This is a genomic window from Phenylobacterium kunshanense (assembly GCF_003254525.1).
In the GTDB taxonomy this organism is placed as follows: Bacteria; Pseudomonadota; Alphaproteobacteria; order Caulobacterales; family Caulobacteraceae; genus Phenylobacterium; species Phenylobacterium kunshanense.
Window position 1 is genome coordinate 345,144 of record NZ_QFYS01000002.1, and the last position, 17,959, is coordinate 363,102.

The window sequence follows — 17,959 nt, forward strand, 5'->3', positions numbered from 1 at the left end:
AAACCCGATGTCGATCACGGCCGAACGTAAAGCCGAAGTCATCAAGACCCATGCCCGCGGCGAAGCGGACACGGGCAGCGCCGAAGTCCAGGTGGCGATCATGTCCGAACGGATTGCGAACCTCACCGAGCACTTCAAGACGCACAAGAAGGACAACCACTCGCGCCGGGGGCTGCTGAAGCTCGTCTCCGCCCGCCGGTCGCTCCTCGATCACCTGAAGAAGTCCGATGTGGCTCGCTATCAGGCGCTCATCGAGAAGCTGGGCCTGCGCCGCTAGTTCTTCGAACGGACCCGTCTCAAGGCGGGTCCGTTTCGCTTTGGAAGGCCGCTCCCTCGCCACAGGCCGGGGGATGGATGCGGCGCCGGATCGGGCCGTGCGCCCGCTCCATCAATACGCCGAGGGTTCGAGAGAAATCCTCACCGCCTGTGCCAACTGGAGAGGATTTCGGAAGACCGATCCCCTGTCCGCCCCCGCCGGGAATACGCCCGCGGGACGAGAAAGAAGCAGAAATGTTCGATATCAAGAAAAAGACGCTCGAGTGGGGAGGCAAGACCCTCACGCTCGAAACCGGTCGCATGGCCCGTCAGGCTGACGGCGCCGTCCTGGCCACCTATGGCGAGACCATGGTCCTGGCGACCGCCGTCTACGCCAAGAGCGCCAAGCCGGGTCAGGACTTCTTCCCCCTGACCGTCAACTACCAGGAAAAGTTCTACGCCGCGGGCAAGATCCCCGGCAGCTTCCCCCGCCGCGAGGGCGCGCCCTCGCAGAAGGAAACCCTCACCAGCCGCCTGATCGACCGTCCGATCCGCCCGCTGTTCGTTAAGGGCTTCAAGAACGAGGTCCAGGTCGTCACCACGGTGCTGGCGCATGACCTCGAGAACGACCCCGACATCGTCGCCATGGTCGCCGCCTCGGCCGCCCTGGTGATCTCGGGCGCCCCCTTCATGGGCCCGATCGCCGCCGCGCGCGTGGGCTACGTGAATGGCGAATACGTGCTGAACCCGACTCTCGACGAGATGAAGGAAAGCAAGATGGACCTCGTCGTGGCCGGCACCGCCGACGCCGTGATGATGGTCGAGTCCGAGATCCAGGAGCTGTCGGAAGCCGAAGTCCTGGGCGGCGTCACCTTCGCCCACAAGGGCATGCAGCCGGTGATCGACGCGATCATCGAGCTGGCCGAGCACGCCGCGAAGGAACCCTTCGAGTTCACGCCGGACGACACCGACGCCATCAAGGCCGAGGTGAAGAAGCTGATCGGCAAGGATCTGGCCGCCGCCTACAAGATCACCGGCAAGACCGAGCGCCATGCGGCCCTCAGCGCGGCCAAGGACAAGGCTGTCGGCCACTTCGGCAAGTCCGACGCCAACCCGACGGGCATCCCGGCCGACAAGCTGGGTGGCGTGTTCAAGGAGCTCGAGGCTGACGTCGTCCGCCGCTCGATCCTGGACACCGGCATCCGCATCGACGGCCGCAAGGTCGATCAGGTCCGCCAGATCGTCTCGGAAGTGGGCGTGCTGCCCCGGGCCCACGGCTCGGCGCTGTTCACCCGCGGCGAGACCCAGTCGCTCTGCGTGGCCACCCTGGGCACCGGCGACGACGAGCAGCTGATCGACGCGCTCGAAGGCAAGTACTACGAGAAGTTCATGCTGCACTACAACTTCCCGCCCTTCTCGGTCGGGGAGACGGGCCGCATGGGCGCTCCTGGCCGTCGTGAAGTCGGCCACGGCAAACTGGCGTGGCGCGCGCTGCGTCCGATGCTGCCGGACTACGCCGACTTCCCCTACACGATCCGTCTGGTCTCCGAGATCTTCGAGTCGAACGGCTCGTCCTCGATGGCCACCGTCTGCGGCGGCTCGCTCGCCCTGATGGACGCCGGCGTGCCGATCAAGAAGCCGGTGTCGGGCATCGCCATGGGCCTGATCCTCGAGAGCGACGGCTTCGCGGTCCTCTCGGACATCCTGGGTGACGAAGACCACCTCGGCGACATGGACTTCAAGGTCGCCGGCACCGCCGACGGCATTACGTCGCTGCAGATGGACATCAAGATCGCCGGGATCACCGAGGAGATCATGAAGAAGGCCCTCGAGCAGGCGAAGGGCGGTCGTGATCACATCCTCGGCGAGATGAACAAGGCCATGGAGGCGCCGCGCGCCGAACTGGGCGAGTTCGCGCCGAAGATCGAGACCATCAAGATCCCGGTCGACAAGATCCGGGAAGTGATCGGCTCGGGCGGCAAGGTGATCCGCGAGATCACCGCCGAGACCGGCGCCAAGGTCGACATCGGCGAAGACGGCACCATCAAGATCGCGGCCGCGGACCAGGCCAAGATCGATGCGGCCCGCGACTGGATCAAGTCGATCGCGTCCGAACCGGAGATCGGCCAGATCTACACCGGCAAGGTCGTGAAGATCGTCGACTTCGGCGCCTTCGTGAACTTCTTCGGCGCCAAGGACGGCCTGGTCCACGTGAGCCAGATCTCGAACGAGCGCGTGGCGAAGGTCTCGGACGTGCTGAGCGAAGGCCAGCAGGTCAAGGTGAAGCTCCTGGGCTTCGACGATCGCGGCAAGACCCGCCTCTCCATGAAGGTCGTCGACCAGGAGACCGGCGAGGACCTGTCGAAGAAGGACGAGCCGGAAGCCGCGGACGCGTAAGCATTCCGGTCATCGGATGAGTTGAGGGGCGGCTGGAGCGATCCAGCCGCCTTTTTTCGTGCGTTGCGGCCAGCGGCCCCTTGCCGCAGCATCCTCATGAGGCGCGCCAAAAGCGCCGGTCGGGGAGATGGGCGAAGATGGGCGACGGGTTGGATCGGCGGCGGCTGTTGCTGGTGGCGGGTGGCTCCGCTCTGGCCTGGGGAGCGAAGGCGCAACCCACCGAGGGCGTAGCGTCGAGCCCGCTCGCCACGACGCCAGAGAACCAGGCTGCCACCTTCCGCAGTCAGGATCAGACACGCCCGGTCCGTGCGATCCGATGCGGAACGAACGTCCGGCGGCTGCGGCCGCACGCGCGCCAGCTGTCGCGGCTGAGCTATCCCCATGCAGGCGCGACCCGCTCGCTGGATGACTACATGACGCGTCGCCGGACCGGCGGTGTGCTCGTGCTGAAGGGAGGCGAGATAGCGCTCGAACGCTATGGGATGGGCAACGGTCCAGAGAGCCATTGGACCAGTTTCTCCACCGCGAAGTCCATGACGTCGACGCTGGCGGGCGTGGCCTTGCAGGACGGCGCGATCCGCAGCCTGGACGATCCCGCGGAGCGTTACCTGCCCGACCTTTCAGGCTCGGCCTACGAAGGCGTCACCGTCCGCAACCTCCTGCGGATGACTTCGGGAGTGGCCTGGAAGGAGGACTACGACCCGACCGGCCCTTCCGACGTCGTGCGGCTGGGGGCGGCGATGGAGGCGGGACGGCCCGGCGGTGTCCTGGCGCTCATGCGCAGCCTGCCCCGCGCGGCGCCTCAGGGCGCGCGATTCAACTACTCGACCGGCGAAAGCTGCGTCCTGGGCGCGATCGTGGCGGCCGCGACCGGGCGCAGCCTGGCCGACTACTACGGCGAGAAGGTCTGGGGCCCGGCGGGCATGGAGGCCGACGGCTATTGGCAGCTCGAGTCGAAGGACGGGCTGGAACTCGGCGGGCTGGGCGTCAGTGCGCGCCTCAGGGACTTTGGCCGCTTCGGGCAGTTCGTCCTGGAGGATGGGGTCGTGGGCGGCCGCCGCATCCTGCCCGTCGGCTGGCGCGACCTGGCCGGCCAGCCGGATATCGAGGCCACGGGTTTCGGCAAGCTCCAACCGGGCTATCCACTCGGTTACGGCTATCAGTGGTGGGTTCTGCCGCGCCAGGTGGGAAGCGTCCACGACGGCGCCTTCACGGCCCAGGGCATCTTCGGCCAGTTCGTCTACGTGCACCCGCGGGAACAGGTCGTGGCGGTCGTGTGGAGCGCCTGGCGCAACGCCTGGGAGGATGACGCCGAGCTGGAAACCTACGCGCTGCTCGGTGCGGCCGTCGAGGCGCTGCGGACCTGACGGGTCCAAAAGCCAAGGGCCCGCCTCGCGGCGAGCCCTTTGCGACGCCCCGAAATGGAGGCCTCAGCCCCGCAGCTTGCGCAGCAGGACGTCGATGTCGCGGGCGATGCCCTGATCCTCGGCCTTGAGGGCCTCGATGCGACGCACCGCGTGCAGGACGGTGGTGTGGTCGCGCCCGCCGAAGCGGCGGCCGATGTCGGGCAGCGAGCGGGTGGTGATCTGCTTGGCCAGCCACATCGCCACCTGGCGCGGGCGGGCCACGGCGCGGGCGCGGCGCTCGCTGATCAGGTCGGCCTGCTTGAGGGCGTAGTGCTCCGCCACGGTCTTCTGGATCATGTCGACGGTCACCTTGCGCTCGTTGACGCTCAGGTGCGGCCGCAGGATGGCCTGGGCCTCGTCCAGGGACAGGCGCGCGATGTCGCCGCCCACGCGGGCCACCAGGGTGTTCAGGGCCCCCTCCAGCTCGCGCACGCTGTCGGTGAAGCGGTCGCTGAGGAACTGCAGCACGTCCGGCCGCGCAGCGGGCACGAAGCCGCCTGCGAGGGCCAGGGTGTTCAGCTTGCGCTCCAGGATGCCCAGCCGCAGGCTCCGGTCCGCCGGCTCGATGCCGCAGACGAGGCCTGCCTGCAGGTGCGAGCGGAGACGCGGTTCCATTTCCGAAAGCTCGGTCGGAGAACGGTCGGCCGAGAGCACCACCCGGCGGCCGTCCTCCACGAGGGCGATCAGGGTGTGGAACAGCTCTTCCTGCGTCTGGGTCTTGCCGGCCACGAAGTGGACGTCGTCGATCAGCAGCAGGTCGGCGTTGCGCAGCTCGTCCTTGAACGCCGCCGTCTGGCGGGTCTGCAGCGCGTTGACGAAGGTCGAGGTGAAGCGTTCGGCCGAAAGGTAGACCACGCGCTTGCCGGGCGCCGAGCGCAGGGCCTCCCAGGCGATGGCGTTGAGGAGGTGCGTCTTCCCGAAGCCGTAGGGGCCGTGGAACACGACCGGGTTGAAGTGGCCGTCGGCCCACGAGGCCACGCGGCGGGCCACGGCGAAGGCGAACTCGTTCGCTGGGCCCGACACGAAGCTGTCGAAGCTATAGCGCTCCTGCAGGCCCTGCTGGCGGCCCTGGCGGGCGGTGACGGGGGCCACGGTGTCGGCCTCGATCTCGAACACCGGCGCGGCGATAGGGGGCGCAGTCATGGGGGCGGCCTTCGGGGCGAGTCCGGGGGAATTGGCGGGCACGGGCGGATTGGCGGCCAGGGGGGCGCTCTCGACCTCCATGCGGCTCTTCAGGTCCAGTCGGCGACCCATCGGGTCGTTCTGGGCCCACAGCTCGCCGATGCGACGCCACGCGTTGTGGCGGATCCAGTCGCGCGCGACGCCTGTCGCGGCGACCACGCACACCTCGTCCCCGGACTCGCGCAGCCCCGCCTGGCCCAGCCACGACCCGAAGGTCGCATCACCAAGCTCGCGCTTGAGAACCTGGCAGGTTTTGCTCCACACGGCTGTCGCCGGCGTGCTTGCCATAGCTCCCGCAGCCCCCCCGCTCGTCATCCCTCGAACCCCATCGCAATTCAGCCGACAAGCCAGGGCCCCGAACCCCCCGACCGCGCACTTTGTTCAACACAAACAGATCCTTATTCAGCGAACGCATGTGCTCCGCCGGCGTCCCGGTTCGACCCGGGATCAAGAGGAAAGAACCTGTAAGACCCCCGACACTAATGGGGGCTGGTGGGCGGTCAACGGTGATTCTTCGGCCCGTCGAGCGATATTTCGATTGACTCGCAAAGGACCCTTTTAGGTCCAAGGGAAAGCCCAAAATCCCGGTCTGAAGGCTGAGCTTTCGGGCCGCAAACCGTGGTCCGGAGCGCCCAATTCGACGCACAAAAAAGCAGCGCCCCCGAAGGGGCGCCGCGACAAAAAATCCTAGAGACGAAGACGGGAAAACCTGTTCCCCGAACCGCGCCGTCGCCCCGGAAGCCGTGGCCTCCGGTCACGCCGGATCAGGCGGCCGACATCTTCTTCAGCTGGGCGGCCAGGCGCGAGACCTTGCGCGAGCCGGTGTTCTTGTGGACCACGCCCTTGCCGACGGCGCGCATCAGCTCGGACTGGGCCTTCACGAAGGCGTCCTTAGCCGCGCCGGCGTCGCCGGAGGCCACGGCCTCCTCGAACTTGCGCAGGAAGGTGCGAACGCGCGACCGGCGGGCGGTGTTCACTTCAGTGCGGCGGGCGATCTTGCGGACCGCTTTCTTGGCGCCGGGCGTATTGGCCATTCGTCTAAGCTCTCGAAACGGATAGCGCGCCCGGTTTGCGCCGGGCGGGCGAAAATGGAGGCGCGGATATACTGAAAGGGCCCGCCGCGGTCAATGGCGTAGGGCGCTCTGTCAGCGCCCCTTGAACTCGGGCTTCCGCTTCTCGACGAAGGCGGCCATGCCCTCCTTCTGGTCCTCGAAGGCGAAGAGGGAGTGGAACAGCCTGCGCTCCATGGTCACGCCGGTGGAAAGCGTGGTCTCGAAGGCGGCGTTCACCAGCTCCTTGTTCATCGCCACCGCGAGGGGCGACTGGGACGCGATCTTGGCCGCGGCGGCCAGCGCTTCCTCCAGCATCTTGTCGGCGGGCACGACGCGGCTGACCAGGCCGGCGCGCTCGGCTTCGGCGGCGTCCATCATCCGGGCGGTCAGGACCATGTCCATGGCCTTGGCCTTGCCCACGGCGCGCGGCAGGCGCTGTGTGCCGCCGATGCCGGGCATGACGCCGAGGTTGATCTCGGGCTGGCCGAACTTGGCGGTCTCGGCGGCGATGATGAAGTCGCACAGCATGGCCAGTTCGCACCCGCCGCCCAGGGCGTAGCCCGCGACCGCGGCGATGATCGGCTTGCGGCACTGCTCGATGCGGCGCGCGGCGGCGCCGAAGAAGTCCGCGGAGAACATCTGGGCATAGGACTTGTCCGACATCTCCTTGATGTCGGCGCCGGCGGCGAAGGCTCGGTCGGAGCCGGTGAGAACGAGACAGCGGACGGTCTCGTCGGCCTCGGCCGCATCCAGCGCCTTGGAGAGTTCGCCCAGGAGTTGGCTGTTCAGCGCGTTCAGCGCCTCGGGCCGGTTCAGGCGGATCAGGGCGACGCCCGCGCTGGGGGTCTCGACGATCAGGGTCTCATAGCTCATGGGGCGCTCCGCTCTCCTATGGGCTGCGACTTACGGCCCCGAGACGGAATAGCCAAGCGCCCGCAGCCGGGTCGGCAGCCCCTCCTCGCCCACCAGATGGCCCACCCCGACCACCACCACGGTCTTGCCACGCCCCTTCAGGCGCAGGTCCAGCGCCTCGGTCCAGCGTTCGTTGCGCTCGATCACCAGGCGCCGGAAGACGCCTGGCGAGACCTTGCGGAGCGGCTCCAGCGCTTCCCGGTCGAGGCCTTGCACGTCTCCCGCCATCCAGGCGCGGACCAGCTTCATGTAGGAGTCCGGATTCCGGTCCAATTCGCCCAGCGTTTCGCGCAGGGAGGCCAGCTGTTCGGCGAGGGGCGCGGAGTCGAAGATCGCGATCTGCTGGGCCGGGGTCTCGAACGCCTCCCGCCGGATCGCCTCTGATGTGCTCGAGCCGATCGAGGCTTCGACGCCATGTTCGGTGGCCGCGCCGACCTTGCGGTAGGCGGCGCCGGCGAGGGCCACCTCGGCCAGCCACGGCTCCAGCCGGTCGAGCGTGGAAGGCTCGACCCCATACGTCTTCGCGACCTTCAGCAGCAACGCCACATCCGCGGGCGGCAGCAGGCGAAACAGGGACTGGCCAGGCGGCAGGACGCCGCGCTCGGCCGCGAGGCGCGCCACCTCGGCCTCGGCCGCAGGGCCGCTGGGCAGCTCGAACCACAGGTCCTGGGCCTCGCCCAGCGCCGCGTCGAGCGCCTTGGGCCGCCAGTCCAGGCCTGGGGGCAGGACGTGCACCGAGCCGAAAAGCACCACCTCGGAGTCGGCGTCGCGCACCACCCAGACCGGGGGCTCAGCCCTGGCGGGCGCGGCGATCGCCACGGCGGCGAAGAGGATGGCGAAGAGGGATCTCACGTCTGGCACACCGGGCAGTAGAAGGTGGAGCGCCCCGCCTGGACCTTGCGGGCGATCACGCCGCGACAGCCGTCGTTGCGGCAGGGCTGCCCCTCGCGGTCGTAGGTGCGGAAGCGGTGCTGGAAATACCCCAGCGCGCCGTCCGCCTGGGCGAAGTCGCGCAGCGAGGAGCCGCCGGCCTCGATCGCCTCGGCCAGGACATCCTTGATCGCCGGAACCAGCTTCGCGAGGCGCGGCCCGGAGATTCCCCCGGCGGGCCGGAAGGGCGAGATGCGGGCGCGGTTCAGCGCCTCGCAGACGTAGATGTTGCCCAGGCCGGCCACGATCCTCTGGTCGAGCAACAGGGTCTTCGGTCCTTGCCGGCGGCCGGCAAAGGCGGTTTTCAGATGTGCGGCGTCGAACGTCTCCGACAAGGGTTCGGGCCCCAGGCTTGCGAACCAGGGGTGCAGCTCGAGCGTGGCCGTGTTGACCAGCGACATGTAACCGAACCGGCGCGGGTCGTAGTAGGTGACCCGGGGTCCCGCTTCCGTCTCGAAGACGATGTGGGCGTGCTTCGGGTCGGGGTCCGGGGCGTAGTGGAAGTGGCCCGGTCGATCCTGGCCCTCTGGCCGCGAGATCTCGAACCGGCCGCTCATGCCCAGGTGCATCACCAGGGTGTCCTCGCGGTCAAGCCGGGCGAGCAGGTACTTGGCCCGGCGCTCCAGGCGTTCGATCCTGGCGCCGGTGAGCACCTGGACGAAGCCAGGCGGCAGGGGGAAGCGCAGGTCGGGCCTGCGCGCCTCCACGCGAGCCAGGCGCTGGCCCTCCAGCACGGGGGCCAGGCCGCGCCGCACTGTCTCGACTTCCGGCAATTCAGGCATCGCCCCGGCTTGGCACGGCATCGCTGGCGCGCCAAGGGGTTGAAGGCTATGAGCAGCGGCATGACGGGACCTTCCGCCACCTTCGGCTTCCGCGATGTCGACGCCGCCGAGAAGCCTTCGCTTGTCCGCGGGGTCTTCGACCGCGTCGCCGGTCGCTACGACCTGATGAACGACCTGATGAGCGCGGGCGTGCACCGGCTCTGGAAGGACGCAGTGGCGGCGAGGCTCAATCCGCAGCCGGGCGAGACCATCGTCGATTGCGCGGGCGGCACGGGCGACATGGCGCGACGGTTCGCCAGGATGGCCCGGCGGGTGCAGGAGCGCCGGGGCGGCCCCGACGCGAAGATCTTCGTGGTCGACTACAACGCCGAGATGATCGCCGCCGGGATCGAGCGCGGCGGCATGCCCGAAATCTGCTGGTCGGTGGGCGACGCCCAGCGCCTGCCGCTGCCCGACGCCTCGGCCGACGCCTATGTGATCAGCTTCGGCATACGCAACGTGACCGACATTTCCGCCGCCCTGCGCGAGGCGCGGCGGGTGCTCAAGCCGGGCGGCCGGTTCCTGTGCCTGGAGTTCTCGCGGCCGGTCACCGGGGCCCTTAGGGCCGCATACGACGCCTATTCCTTCAAGGTGATCCCCGAGATCGGGGCGCGGGTGGCCAACGACCGGGAGTCGTACCAGTACCTGGTCGAGAGCATCCGGCGGTTCCCCGACCAGAAGACATTCGCCGACATGATCCGCGCCGCGGGCTTCAGCCAGGTGGGCTGGACCAACTATTCCGGCGGCGTGGCGGCGCTGCACACAGGCCGGGCGATCTGAGGCGCGCATGGCCTCTCTGGGCGCTTTCCTGCGGCTGATCGGGGCCGGCTGGACGCTGGTCCGCAACGACGCCCTGCTGCCGCGCGAGCTGGACGGGTTCTATTCCTCGGGCGTGCGGACGGCGGCCTCCGCGCTTCGCGTGTTCGCGACGCGGCGCGACGGGCGCCCCGGCGAGCGGCTGGCGCGATCGCTGGAGCGGCTGGGACCGGTGGCGATCAAGCTGGGCCAGCTCCTGTCCACGCGCGCCGACATCTTCGGCCGCACGTTCGCCGAGGACCTGGGCCGGCTGAAGGACAAGCTGCCGCCGTTCCCGACGGGCGAGGCGCGGGCGCTGGTCGAACAGGAGCTCGGCAAGCCGGTCGGCGCCGTCTTCGCCACCTTCGGTGATCCGGTCGCCGCCGCTTCGCTGGCGCAGGCGCATGACGCCATGCTGCTCGAAGGGCGCAGGGTGGCGGTGAAGGTGCTGCGGCCCGGCATCGAGCGTCGGGTGGCCGCCGACTCCGAGGTGCTGAAGCTGGCCGCCCGGCTGATCGAGCGCCTGGCGCCGCCCGCGCGCCGGCTGGAGCCCATGGGCTTCGCCCTGACCGTGGTGCGCGCCACCGAACTGGAACTCGACCTTCGGCTGGAGGCCGCCGGGGCCGACGAACTGGCCGAGGTGATGGCCGCCGACGGCTACATGTCGGCGCCGAAGGTGCTTTGGGAGGGCGTCGGCAAGCGGGTGCTGACCCTGGAGTGGGCGCAGGGCATGCCGCTCTCCGACGAGGCGGCGCTCGAGCAGCCTGGCCTGGATCGCAAGGCGCTGGCCGCGAACCTGACCCGCGCCTTCCTGGCCCAGGCGCTGGACCACGGCGTCTTTCACGCGGACCTGCACGAGGGCAACCTGTTCGCCGCCGCGCCCGATCGGCTGCAGGCGGTGGATTTCGGCATCATCGGCCGCCTGGGCCCGACCGAGCGGCGCTACCTGGCCGAGATCTTGTGGGGTTTCCTGCGCCGGGACTACCAGCAGGTGGCCCAGGTGCATTTCGACGCTGGATATGTTCCGGCCCACCACAGCGTCGCGGCCTTCGCCCAGGCGCTCCGGGCGGTGGGTGAGCCGGTGTTCGGGCGCGCGGCCAGCACCATCGCCATGAGCCGGGTGCTGACCCAGCTCTTCGAGATCACGGCGCTGTTCGACATGCGCCTGCGCCCCGAGCTTGTGCTGCTGCAGAAGACCATGATGACGGTCGAGGGCGTCGCGCGGCGCATCGACCCCGATCACGACATCTGGGCGGCTTCGGAGCCGGTGGTCCGCCGCTGGATCGCCCGGGAACTGTCGCCGGCCACGCGGGTCAAACGGTTCGCGGGCGAGCTGGAGACAGCCGTGCGGAACGTCTCCCGACTTGCCGCGGCGCCGCCGGTCCAGCCCATCGCGGTCGTGGAGCCTGAGCGCAATGGCGCGTTGCTCTGGTTCGCCCTGGGCGCCCTGGCGTCGGGTGCGGCCTTCCTGATCGGGCGGCTGCTCTAGCTCCAGCGCTCCCGGTCGGCGTGGTCCCGCTCGGTCGGCTCGACCCAGCGCTCGCCGGCGGGCCCATGCTCCTTCTTCCAGAAGGGCGCGGCGGACTTCAGATAGTCCATGAGGAAGTCGCAGGCCTCGAAAGCGGCGCGGCGGTGGCCCGCGGCGGTGGCCACGAACACGATCGGCTCGCCTGGCGCGATCTTCCCCACGCGATGCAGGATGGCGAGGTCGTGCAGGCCGAAGCGCGTCCTGGCCTGCTCGGCGATCCGGCCGATCTCCGCCTCGGTGAAGCCCGGGTAGGCCTCCAGCTCCAGGATGTTCGTGGCGCCTTCCTCGGCTCGGGCGAGGCCCGTGAACGTCGCGATGGCGCCCGTTTCGCGGCGGCCCTTCGAAAAGGCCGTCAGCAGGGCGCCAGGGTCGAAGGGGCTGTCGGTGAGCTCGATCATCATCCGCCGCTCATGGGGGGCAGGAAGGCGACCTCGCTGGCCGCGGTCAGGGCCGCCTCGCCGCGCACGAGGGCCTGGTCGATGGCCACCTGCACGCCCTTGCCGGCCAGGGCCTCGCCCAGCGCCGCGTCCTCGTCCGTGAGCAGGGCGCGCAACGCTGACAGGGACGGACTGTCGATCTGGCGCTCGCGCCATCCGGCGACGTCGCGCAGGGGACCGAAGAGGAGGACGCGGGCCATGGGTCAGCCGCCGGTGGTGGACATGTGACGCGCGACGGCGGGCTGGCTGCGGGCGATCTCGAAGTCATGGCCCTTGGGTTTACCGGCGATGGCGCGGCGGATGGCGTCGGTGAGCTCGGCGTCCCCGGCGCCCGATCGCAGGACGGCGCGCAGGTCGGTGGCGTCCTCCTGGCCCAGGCAGGTGTGCAGCGTGCCGGTGCAGGTGAGCCGCACGCGGTTGCAGGATTCGCAGAAGTTGTGGCTCAGCGGCGTGATGAAGCCGAGGCGTCCGCCGGTCTCGGCGACGCGCACATAGCGGGCGGGGCCGCCGGTGGAGAGGGGCAGATCCTCAAGGGTCCAGAAGCTGGCGAGCTCGGCGCGCACCTGGCTGAGCGGCAGATACTGGTCGGTGCGGTCGGCCTCGACCTCGCCCAGGGGCATGGTCTCGATCAGGGTGATGTCGCACCCTGTGCGGTGGGCCCAGGCGATCAGGTCGGGAATCTCGCCGGCGTTGTCGTCGCGCAGGGCGACGGCGTTGATCTTCACTGACAGCCCCGCCGCCTGAGCCGCCGTGATCCCGGCCAGCACCTTGGCGACGTCGCCGCCGCGGGTAAGTCGCCGGAAGAGGTCGGGCTTCAGCGTATCCAGAGAGACGTTGATCCGCCGCACGCCGGCGTCGGCCAGTTCCCCGGCGAATTCGCTGAGGCGCGTCCCGTTGGTGGTGAGGGTCAGCTCGTCCAGGGCTCCCGAGGTCAGATGCCGGCCCAGGGTGCGGACCAGGTCCATCATGCCCTTGCGCACGAGGGGTTCGCCGCCCGTGAGGCGCAGCTTACGTGTCCCCAGACCGACGAAGGCCGAGGCGATCCGGTCCAGCTCCTCGAGCGACAGCACCTCGGCCTTCGGGAGGAAGGTCATGTGCTCGGCCATGCAATAGACGCAGCGAAGGTCGCAGCGGTCGGTGACCGACAGGCGCAAATAGGTCACGGTCCGGCCGAAGCCGTCCACGAGCGGCGCTGAGCGCGGTCCGGTGATCGCGTCGAATGGCGTCATCAGCAGGCAAGATAGGGGGCAATCGCCGATGGGGACAGTGCCAGCCGGTGGGGAACAGGTCGCCGCCGTGGTCCTGGCCGCAGGCTCCGCGCGGCGGTTCGGCGGCGGCAAGCTGCTGGCGCCCTGGCGAGGCGCGCCGCTGCTGCACGGGGCGCTGGCGGCGGCGCGGGCCGCCCCGGTCGGATCGGTGACCGTGGTGACGGGCGCGGAGGCCGAGGCGGTCGCGGCCTGCGCGCGGGCCTTCGACCCGGCCCTTCGTATCGTCCACGCGCCGGACCATGCCGAGGGCATGGCGGCCTCGCTGCGGGCGGGCCTGGCCAGCCTGCCGCGGGAGGTCATGGTCGCGCTGGTGTTGCTGGGCGACATGCCGCGTGTGCCGCAGGAGACGCCGCCACGGTTGATCCAGGCGGTGCGCGATGGTGCGCCTGCCGCGGCGCCGGTGTTCGGCGGGCGGCGTGGCAATCCTGTCGCACTGTCGCGGGCCTTGTTCGCGCCGGCGATGGCGCTCTCAGGAGATACCGGCGCGCGGGGGGTGCTGCAGGGGCTGGGCGAGCGGCTTGCCGTGGTGGACGCGCCGGACGATGGGGTGCTGTTCGACGTCGATGAACGGGCGGACCTGGACCGAAACTAGGCCCTGAGGTCGAGCCGCCGAGCCCCGCTTGCGGGCTGGATCCGGACCTGGTCGGCAAGGTCGAGCTTGCGCGCGGCGGAGGCGATCGTCTGCGCGGCCTGCACCGAGGTGGGCAGGGTCAGGGCGTACCAGAGCCCTTGTCCGGAGTTGCGCAGCTGAACGCTGACCATGGGTCTCGTCTCGGCATTCTGGCCGCAACCATAGATCGCCAGCTCTTAATCGCAGGTTAACCGGGGCCGCGGGCGCCGACAGATGCCGCATTTGTCGCAGGCTGCCGCATGCCCGTCCCTGGAAGCTTGGTCGTTTCAACCCGAACGACGTTCGACGCACGTGATACGCGACTGGCCAGGGTTGCCCCCCGGCGCCTGACGGGCGATGCTGATTGCATGACCTCATCGTTTCGCGTTCTTCTGGCGGCGCTCGCCGGCGTCGCCCTTGCGGCCATATCCGGCGCGGCGGCGGCCCGGGACTACATCGTGGTGGGCTCGACCGAGCCCGGCATCGCGAGGGGCCAGAGCTTCGAGGCTGGCGCGCGGGTGAGCCTTCCGCCCGGCCGGACGTTGACCCTGATGCACGCGTCCGGAAGCCTGCTGACGGTGAAGGGCGCCGCCACGGGCGTGATGCTTCCCCGTCGCCAGGGCAATCAGGCCGAAGCGGACCGCCTGGCGATCATGCGCTCCATCGTGGCCCCGCCGCCGTCCCGCGCGACCCGCGGCGGCATCTGTCCTGGTCCTGAAGCGCTGACGAACCTGGACGTCATCGCCCAGGCGCAGCAGGCGGGTTGCCGCAGCGCCGCCAGCCAGGCGTTGGACGCCTGGATCGCCGGCCAGACGCCGGAAGAGGTCGATCCGTCTCAGGATTGAGCGGACACCCGCGACAGGTCCCGCGCTCTTGCCAGCCGGCGGACACCCTCGTCCAGGGTGGCGTCGGCCTTGGAGAAGCAGAGTCGAACGATGCTGGTCACCGGGTCCGTCTCGTAGAACGCCGAGACCGGTATGGCGGCGACGCCGGCCTCCTTCACCGCGCGCAGGCAGAAGGCGCGGTCTGCCTCCGCGATCCCCGATGCGGTCAGGTCGATGCTCAGGAAATAGGTGCCTTGGCTTGGGAGGACGGTGAACCCTTCCCGGCGCAGGCCCTCGGCCAGACGGTCCCGCGACGCCTCCAGCGCCCTCGGCATGTCACGGAACCAGTCGCCGGCATTGGCGAGTCCCCAGGCCACGGCCGTCTGCAGGTTGGGTGGGGTGGTGAACGTCAGGAACTGGTGGGCGCGAGCCAGGCTGTGGGTCAGTCCGGGGGCGGCGCAGAGGTAGCCGACCTTCCACCCGGTGAGGCCGAACATCTTGCCCGCCGATCCGATCTTCACCGTGCGCTCGCGCATGGCGGGGAAGGCGATCAGGGGGCGATGCTGCGCGCCAGAGAACACCACCTGCTCCCAGACCTCATCGCACACCGCGACGGCGTCATGCGCCACGCAGAACTCGGCCAGCAGGGCGAGATCCTCGTCGGGCAGGACCACGCCGGTCGGGTTCATCGGATTGTTCAACACGATCAGCCGCGTGCGCGGAGTGAAGGCCGCCTCCAGCATCGCGCGCGTGAAACGCCAGTGGGGCGGCTCCAGCCGCACCAGCCGGGGAACGCCGCCCGCCCGGCGGATCAGCGGCAGGTAGGCGTCGTAGAAGGGCTGGAAGACCACCACCTCGTCGCCCGGCTCTATGAGGGCCAGGAAGCTGGCGGCCAGCGCCTCGGTGGCGCCGGACGTGATGGTCACTTCGCTTGCCCAGTCGAGATCCAGGTCCTGGGCGCCGTCATAGTGCGCGGCGACCGCCTGGCGCAGCTCGGGCAGGCCGGCCATTGGCGGGTACTGGTTGTAGCCGTTGAGGACGGCGTCGGCCGCCTTGGCCCTCACCGCCTCGGGCCCGGGATCATCGGGAAAGCCCTGGCCGAGGTTGATCGCGCCCAGGGTGCGCGCGAGGCCCGACATCTCCTCGAAGACGGTGGTGGGCAGGCCTGAGAAAATCGCATTCGCCATCGGCCGGACATTGGCGGCAGACTGGGCCCGTGACCACCCCGGAGGACGCCATGGAGATCGTGGAATTCGAGCCCCGCCATGCCCAGGCCTTCCGGACCCTCAACGAGGCCTGGATTTCCAGACACTTCGTCCTCGAGGCCAAGGACCGCGAGGTGCTGAACGACCCCCAGGGCAAGATCATCGACAAGGGCGGGCGGATCTTCATGGCCCTGAAGGACGGCGCGCCGGTCGGGTGCGTTGCGCTGATGAAGATGGATGACGGCGGGTACGAGGTGGCCAAGATGACCGTCTCCGAGGATCTGCGCGGCTCCGGTCTCGGGCGGCGGCTGATGCAGCGGTGCATAGACGCGGGCGCCGAGCTGGGCGCCAGGCGTCTCTACCTGGAGACCAACTCCGGCCTGGGGCCGGCGCTCGGCCTCTACCGCGCCATGGGTTTCCGTGACCTCGCGCCCATGGAGACGCCGTACGCGCGCGCCGACGTCTTCATGGAGCGGCCCTACTAGAGGCTGGCCTGGACCCGGTGGAGGGCGGCGTAGGCGCCTCCCGCCGCCATCAGCTCCTCGTGCCGGCCCTGCTCGGCGATGCCGTTCTCCGTCAGGACCACGATCCGGTCGGCGTTGCGCACCGTGGACAGCCGATGCGCGATGACGATCGTCGTGCGCGTGCGGGTGAGATCGGCGAGTGATTGCTGGATCGCCCGCTCGCTCTCGTTGTCGAGGGCGCTGGTGGCCTCGTCGAAGATCAGGATCGGCGGGTCCCTCAGGAATGATCGGGCGATGGTCAGGCGCTGCTTCTGGCCGCCGGAGAGGCGCACCCCGCGTTGGCCGATGTCGGTGTCGTAGCCATCGGGTAAGGCCATGATGAAGTCGTGGGCGTGGGCCCGCCGGGCGGCGGCCACCACCTCGTCACGTGTGGCGCCGGGCCGCCCATAGAGCAGGTTCTCCAGCACCGTGCCGGCGAACAGGTAGACGTCCTGCTGCACCACCCCGATGTTCCTTCGCAGCGAAGCGAGCGTGACCTCGCGGATGTCCTGCCCGTCCACCAGGATCCGGCCTCGGCTCGCCTCATAGAAGCGGGGGATGAGGGCGCAGAGGGTGGATTTGCCGACTCCCGACGCCCCGACCAGAGTCACGAATTCACCGGCCCGGACGTCGAGCGACACGTTGGTCAGCACCGGGGGGCTGTCCGGCCGATAGGCGAAGCCGACGCCGCGCAGGCTGACGTCGCCGCGCACCCGACCGAGTTCGCGGGCGCCTGGCGCGTCGAGGATGTCGGGACGCGTCTCAAGCACTTCCATGAAGCGCGTGAAGCCGGTGTAGCCCTGCTGCCAGAGCCGCACGAAGTTCACCGCCCGCTGGATCGGGTCGATCAGGATGGCGACGCAGAGGAGGAAGGTCAGCAGGTCGGCGACGCTCATCCGGTCCTGCGCCACCCGCACCGCGCCGCCGACCACCACGGCGACCGTGACGAGCTGGGCGAAGGCGGTCATGCCCACATAGAACAGGGCCTCGCTGCGATAGCCGGCGCGGCGGATGTCGAGGAAGCGGGTGTTCTCGGCCTCGAACCGGCGAACTTCGGCCTGTTCGCCGCCGAAGGCCTTCACCACCCGAACGCCGGCGAGCGAGTCTTCCACCCGCTCGTTGATGGCGGCGATCTGCGCCTTTCCGGCCCGCAGGGTGACGCTCATCCGGCCATTGAAGTGCAGGGCGTAGAGAAGCGCGAAGGGGAAGGCGGCCAGGATCGAGAGGGTCAGGCCGGGGTCGATCCACGTCAGGATCGCCGCCGCTCCACCGAACTTCAGCAGGGAGATGGCCAGGTCCTCTGGGCCATGGTGGCACAGCTCGCCGATGGCGAAGAGGTCGTTTGTGATGCGGCTCATGAGCTGGCCCACGCGCTCGCGGTCGTAGAAGCCGAACGACAGCTTCTGGAGATGCTCGAAGAGCTCGCGGCGCATGGCGCCCTCGATCTTCGCGCCCATCACGTGGCCCTGATAGTCCACGAAGGCCGTGCAGAGCGCCTGCAGGGCCACCAGGGCCAGCATCACCCCGCCCGTGACGAGGATGGACCTAGTGGCGTCGTCGGCGCCGCTCAGATCTCCGAGCTGTCGGGTGATCCAGTTGGCGCAGACGGGCAGGGCGAGCGCGGTCGCCGCCACGACGACGGCGCAGGCGAGATCGGCCGCCAGCAACGGCAGGTGCGGCCGGTAGTAGTCGAGGAATTTGCAGAGGCGGCGACGGGCCGCCGGGATCGAGGCGCTATGGTCGGCGCGCGCCTCCAGGGATCGCGAATGCATGCGAGGTCATGTCCTGATGACAGGGAAGGGCTCCTTTCCAGTGGGACATGAGGGTCTGCATC

The 17,959-nt window shown here is 69.4% G+C and carries 19 protein-coding genes; 8 read left to right on the forward strand and 11 right to left on the reverse strand.

The genetic code is table 11. From position 1 onward, the window contains the following. Nucleotides 1–7 precede the first annotated feature (7 nt). From rpsO to DJ019_RS06030, 3 genes are all read left to right on the forward strand, one after another. Nucleotides 8–277, forward strand: coding sequence for a 30S ribosomal protein S15 (rpsO, locus tag DJ019_RS06020; RefSeq protein WP_111275078.1), 270 nt, complete (start codon nucleotides 8–10; stop codon nucleotides 275–277). A gap of 233 nt (nucleotides 278–510) precedes the next feature. After that, entirely contained in the window at nucleotides 511–2,652 is a 2,142-nt protein-coding gene (pnp, locus tag DJ019_RS06025; RefSeq protein WP_111275079.1) for a polyribonucleotide nucleotidyltransferase, read from the forward strand. 137 nt (nucleotides 2,653–2,789) lie between these two features. Next, nucleotides 2,790–4,019, forward strand: coding sequence for a serine hydrolase domain-containing protein (locus tag DJ019_RS06030; protein WP_111275080.1), 1,230 nt, complete (start codon nucleotides 2,790–2,792; stop codon nucleotides 4,017–4,019). Nucleotides 4,020–4,082: 63 nt separating this feature from the next. On the opposite strand, the gene dnaA is transcribed toward DJ019_RS06030, so the two are convergent. The 5 genes from dnaA to mutM all read right to left on the reverse strand — a co-directional run bounded on the left by dnaA (nucleotide 4,083) and on the right by mutM (nucleotide 8,916). Continuing rightward, nucleotides 4,083–5,555: a chromosomal replication initiator protein DnaA gene (gene dnaA, locus DJ019_RS06035; protein ID WP_111275081.1), complete on the reverse strand. Its 1,473-nt coding sequence runs from the start codon at nucleotides 5,553–5,555 to the stop codon at nucleotides 4,083–4,085. A gap of 449 nt (nucleotides 5,556–6,004) precedes the next feature. Continuing rightward, a complete protein-coding gene (gene rpsT / locus DJ019_RS06040; protein ID WP_111275082.1) occupies nucleotides 6,005–6,274 on the reverse strand; it encodes a 30S ribosomal protein S20 in 270 nt (89 codons plus the stop codon). Between the two features lie 111 nt (nucleotides 6,275–6,385). Then, complete coding sequence (locus DJ019_RS06045; RefSeq protein ID WP_111275083.1) at nucleotides 6,386–7,165, reverse strand: enoyl-CoA hydratase; 780 nt, start codon at nucleotides 7,163–7,165, stop codon at nucleotides 6,386–6,388. Nucleotides 7,166–7,195: 30 nt separating this feature from the next. Further along, entirely contained in the window at nucleotides 7,196–8,056 is an 861-nt protein-coding gene (locus DJ019_RS06050) for a TraB/GumN family protein (protein ID WP_165843907.1), read from the reverse strand. Beyond that, nucleotides 8,053–8,916 carry a bifunctional DNA-formamidopyrimidine glycosylase/DNA-(apurinic or apyrimidinic site) lyase gene (gene mutM / locus DJ019_RS06055; protein WP_111275085.1) on the reverse strand — a complete coding sequence of 288 codons (864 nt, stop codon included), beginning with the start codon at nucleotides 8,914–8,916 and terminating at the stop codon, nucleotides 8,053–8,055. Before mutM ends, DJ019_RS06050 begins: the two co-directional genes overlap by 4 nt. A gap of 60 nt (nucleotides 8,917–8,976) precedes the next feature. Here mutM and DJ019_RS06060 point away from each other — a divergent pair, with 60 nt between their 5' ends. Together DJ019_RS06060 and ubiB are read left to right on the forward strand one after the other, a co-directional pair. Continuing rightward, the gene (locus DJ019_RS06060) at nucleotides 8,977–9,735 is read left to right on the forward strand and encodes a class I SAM-dependent methyltransferase (protein WP_111275499.1); all 759 of its coding nucleotides are present in this window, start codon (nucleotides 8,977–8,979) and stop codon (nucleotides 9,733–9,735) included. A gap of 7 nt (nucleotides 9,736–9,742) precedes the next feature. Continuing rightward, nucleotides 9,743–11,239 carry a 2-polyprenylphenol 6-hydroxylase gene (gene ubiB / locus DJ019_RS06065; RefSeq protein ID WP_111275086.1) on the forward strand — a complete coding sequence of 499 codons (1,497 nt, stop codon included), beginning with the start codon at nucleotides 9,743–9,745 and terminating at the stop codon, nucleotides 11,237–11,239. Here ubiB and DJ019_RS06070 read toward each other — a convergent pair. Genes DJ019_RS06070 through moaA form a run of 3 tightly spaced genes read right to left on the reverse strand, consistent with a single transcriptional unit; the run spans nucleotide 11,236 to nucleotide 12,944 of the window. Further along, nucleotides 11,236–11,679, reverse strand: coding sequence for a molybdenum cofactor biosynthesis protein MoaE (locus tag DJ019_RS06070; protein ID WP_111275087.1), 444 nt, complete (start codon nucleotides 11,677–11,679; stop codon nucleotides 11,236–11,238). The two genes, ubiB and DJ019_RS06070, sit on opposite strands and share 4 nt — an antisense overlap. Next, on the reverse strand, nucleotides 11,676–11,915 hold the full coding sequence (locus DJ019_RS06075) for a MoaD/ThiS family protein (protein ID WP_111275088.1): 240 nt from the start codon (nucleotides 11,913–11,915) through the stop codon (nucleotides 11,676–11,678). The genes DJ019_RS06070 and DJ019_RS06075 overlap by 4 nt, the downstream gene beginning before the upstream one ends. Before the next feature lie 3 nt (nucleotides 11,916–11,918). Continuing rightward, nucleotides 11,919–12,944, reverse strand: coding sequence for a GTP 3',8-cyclase MoaA (moaA, locus tag DJ019_RS06080; protein ID WP_111275089.1), 1,026 nt, complete (start codon nucleotides 12,942–12,944; stop codon nucleotides 11,919–11,921). A gap of 28 nt (nucleotides 12,945–12,972) precedes the next feature. Here moaA and DJ019_RS06085 point away from each other — a divergent pair, with 28 nt between their 5' ends. Beyond that, the gene (locus DJ019_RS06085) at nucleotides 12,973–13,575 is read left to right on the forward strand and encodes a nucleotidyltransferase family protein (protein ID WP_111275090.1); all 603 of its coding nucleotides are present in this window, start codon (nucleotides 12,973–12,975) and stop codon (nucleotides 13,573–13,575) included. On the opposite strand, the gene DJ019_RS20900 is transcribed toward DJ019_RS06085, so the two are convergent. After that, the gene (locus DJ019_RS20900) at nucleotides 13,572–13,745 is read right to left on the reverse strand and encodes a hypothetical protein (RefSeq protein ID WP_165843908.1); all 174 of its coding nucleotides are present in this window, start codon (nucleotides 13,743–13,745) and stop codon (nucleotides 13,572–13,574) included. The genes DJ019_RS06085 and DJ019_RS20900 overlap by 4 nt on opposite strands. 216 nt (nucleotides 13,746–13,961) lie before the next feature. On the opposite strand from DJ019_RS20900, the gene DJ019_RS06090 reads away from it, so the two are divergent. Next, nucleotides 13,962–14,438 carry a hypothetical protein gene (locus DJ019_RS06090; protein ID WP_111275091.1) on the forward strand — a complete coding sequence of 159 codons (477 nt, stop codon included), beginning with the start codon at nucleotides 13,962–13,964 and terminating at the stop codon, nucleotides 14,436–14,438. Here DJ019_RS06090 and DJ019_RS06095 read toward each other — a convergent pair. Then, entirely contained in the window at nucleotides 14,429–15,604 is a 1,176-nt protein-coding gene (locus DJ019_RS06095) for an aminotransferase (protein WP_111275092.1), read from the reverse strand. The two genes, DJ019_RS06090 and DJ019_RS06095, sit on opposite strands and share 10 nt — an antisense overlap. A 29-nt stretch (nucleotides 15,605–15,633) precedes the next feature. On the opposite strand from DJ019_RS06095, the gene DJ019_RS06100 reads away from it, so the two are divergent. Beyond that, a complete protein-coding gene (locus tag DJ019_RS06100; protein WP_240606384.1) occupies nucleotides 15,634–16,107 on the forward strand; it encodes a GNAT family N-acetyltransferase in 474 nt (157 codons plus the stop codon). Here the strand turns inward: DJ019_RS06100 and DJ019_RS06105 are convergent. Beyond that, nucleotides 16,104–17,897: an ABC transporter ATP-binding protein gene (locus tag DJ019_RS06105; protein ID WP_111275094.1), complete on the reverse strand. Its 1,794-nt coding sequence runs from the start codon at nucleotides 17,895–17,897 to the stop codon at nucleotides 16,104–16,106. The genes DJ019_RS06100 and DJ019_RS06105 overlap by 4 nt on opposite strands. Nucleotides 17,898–17,959 lie beyond the last annotated feature (62 nt).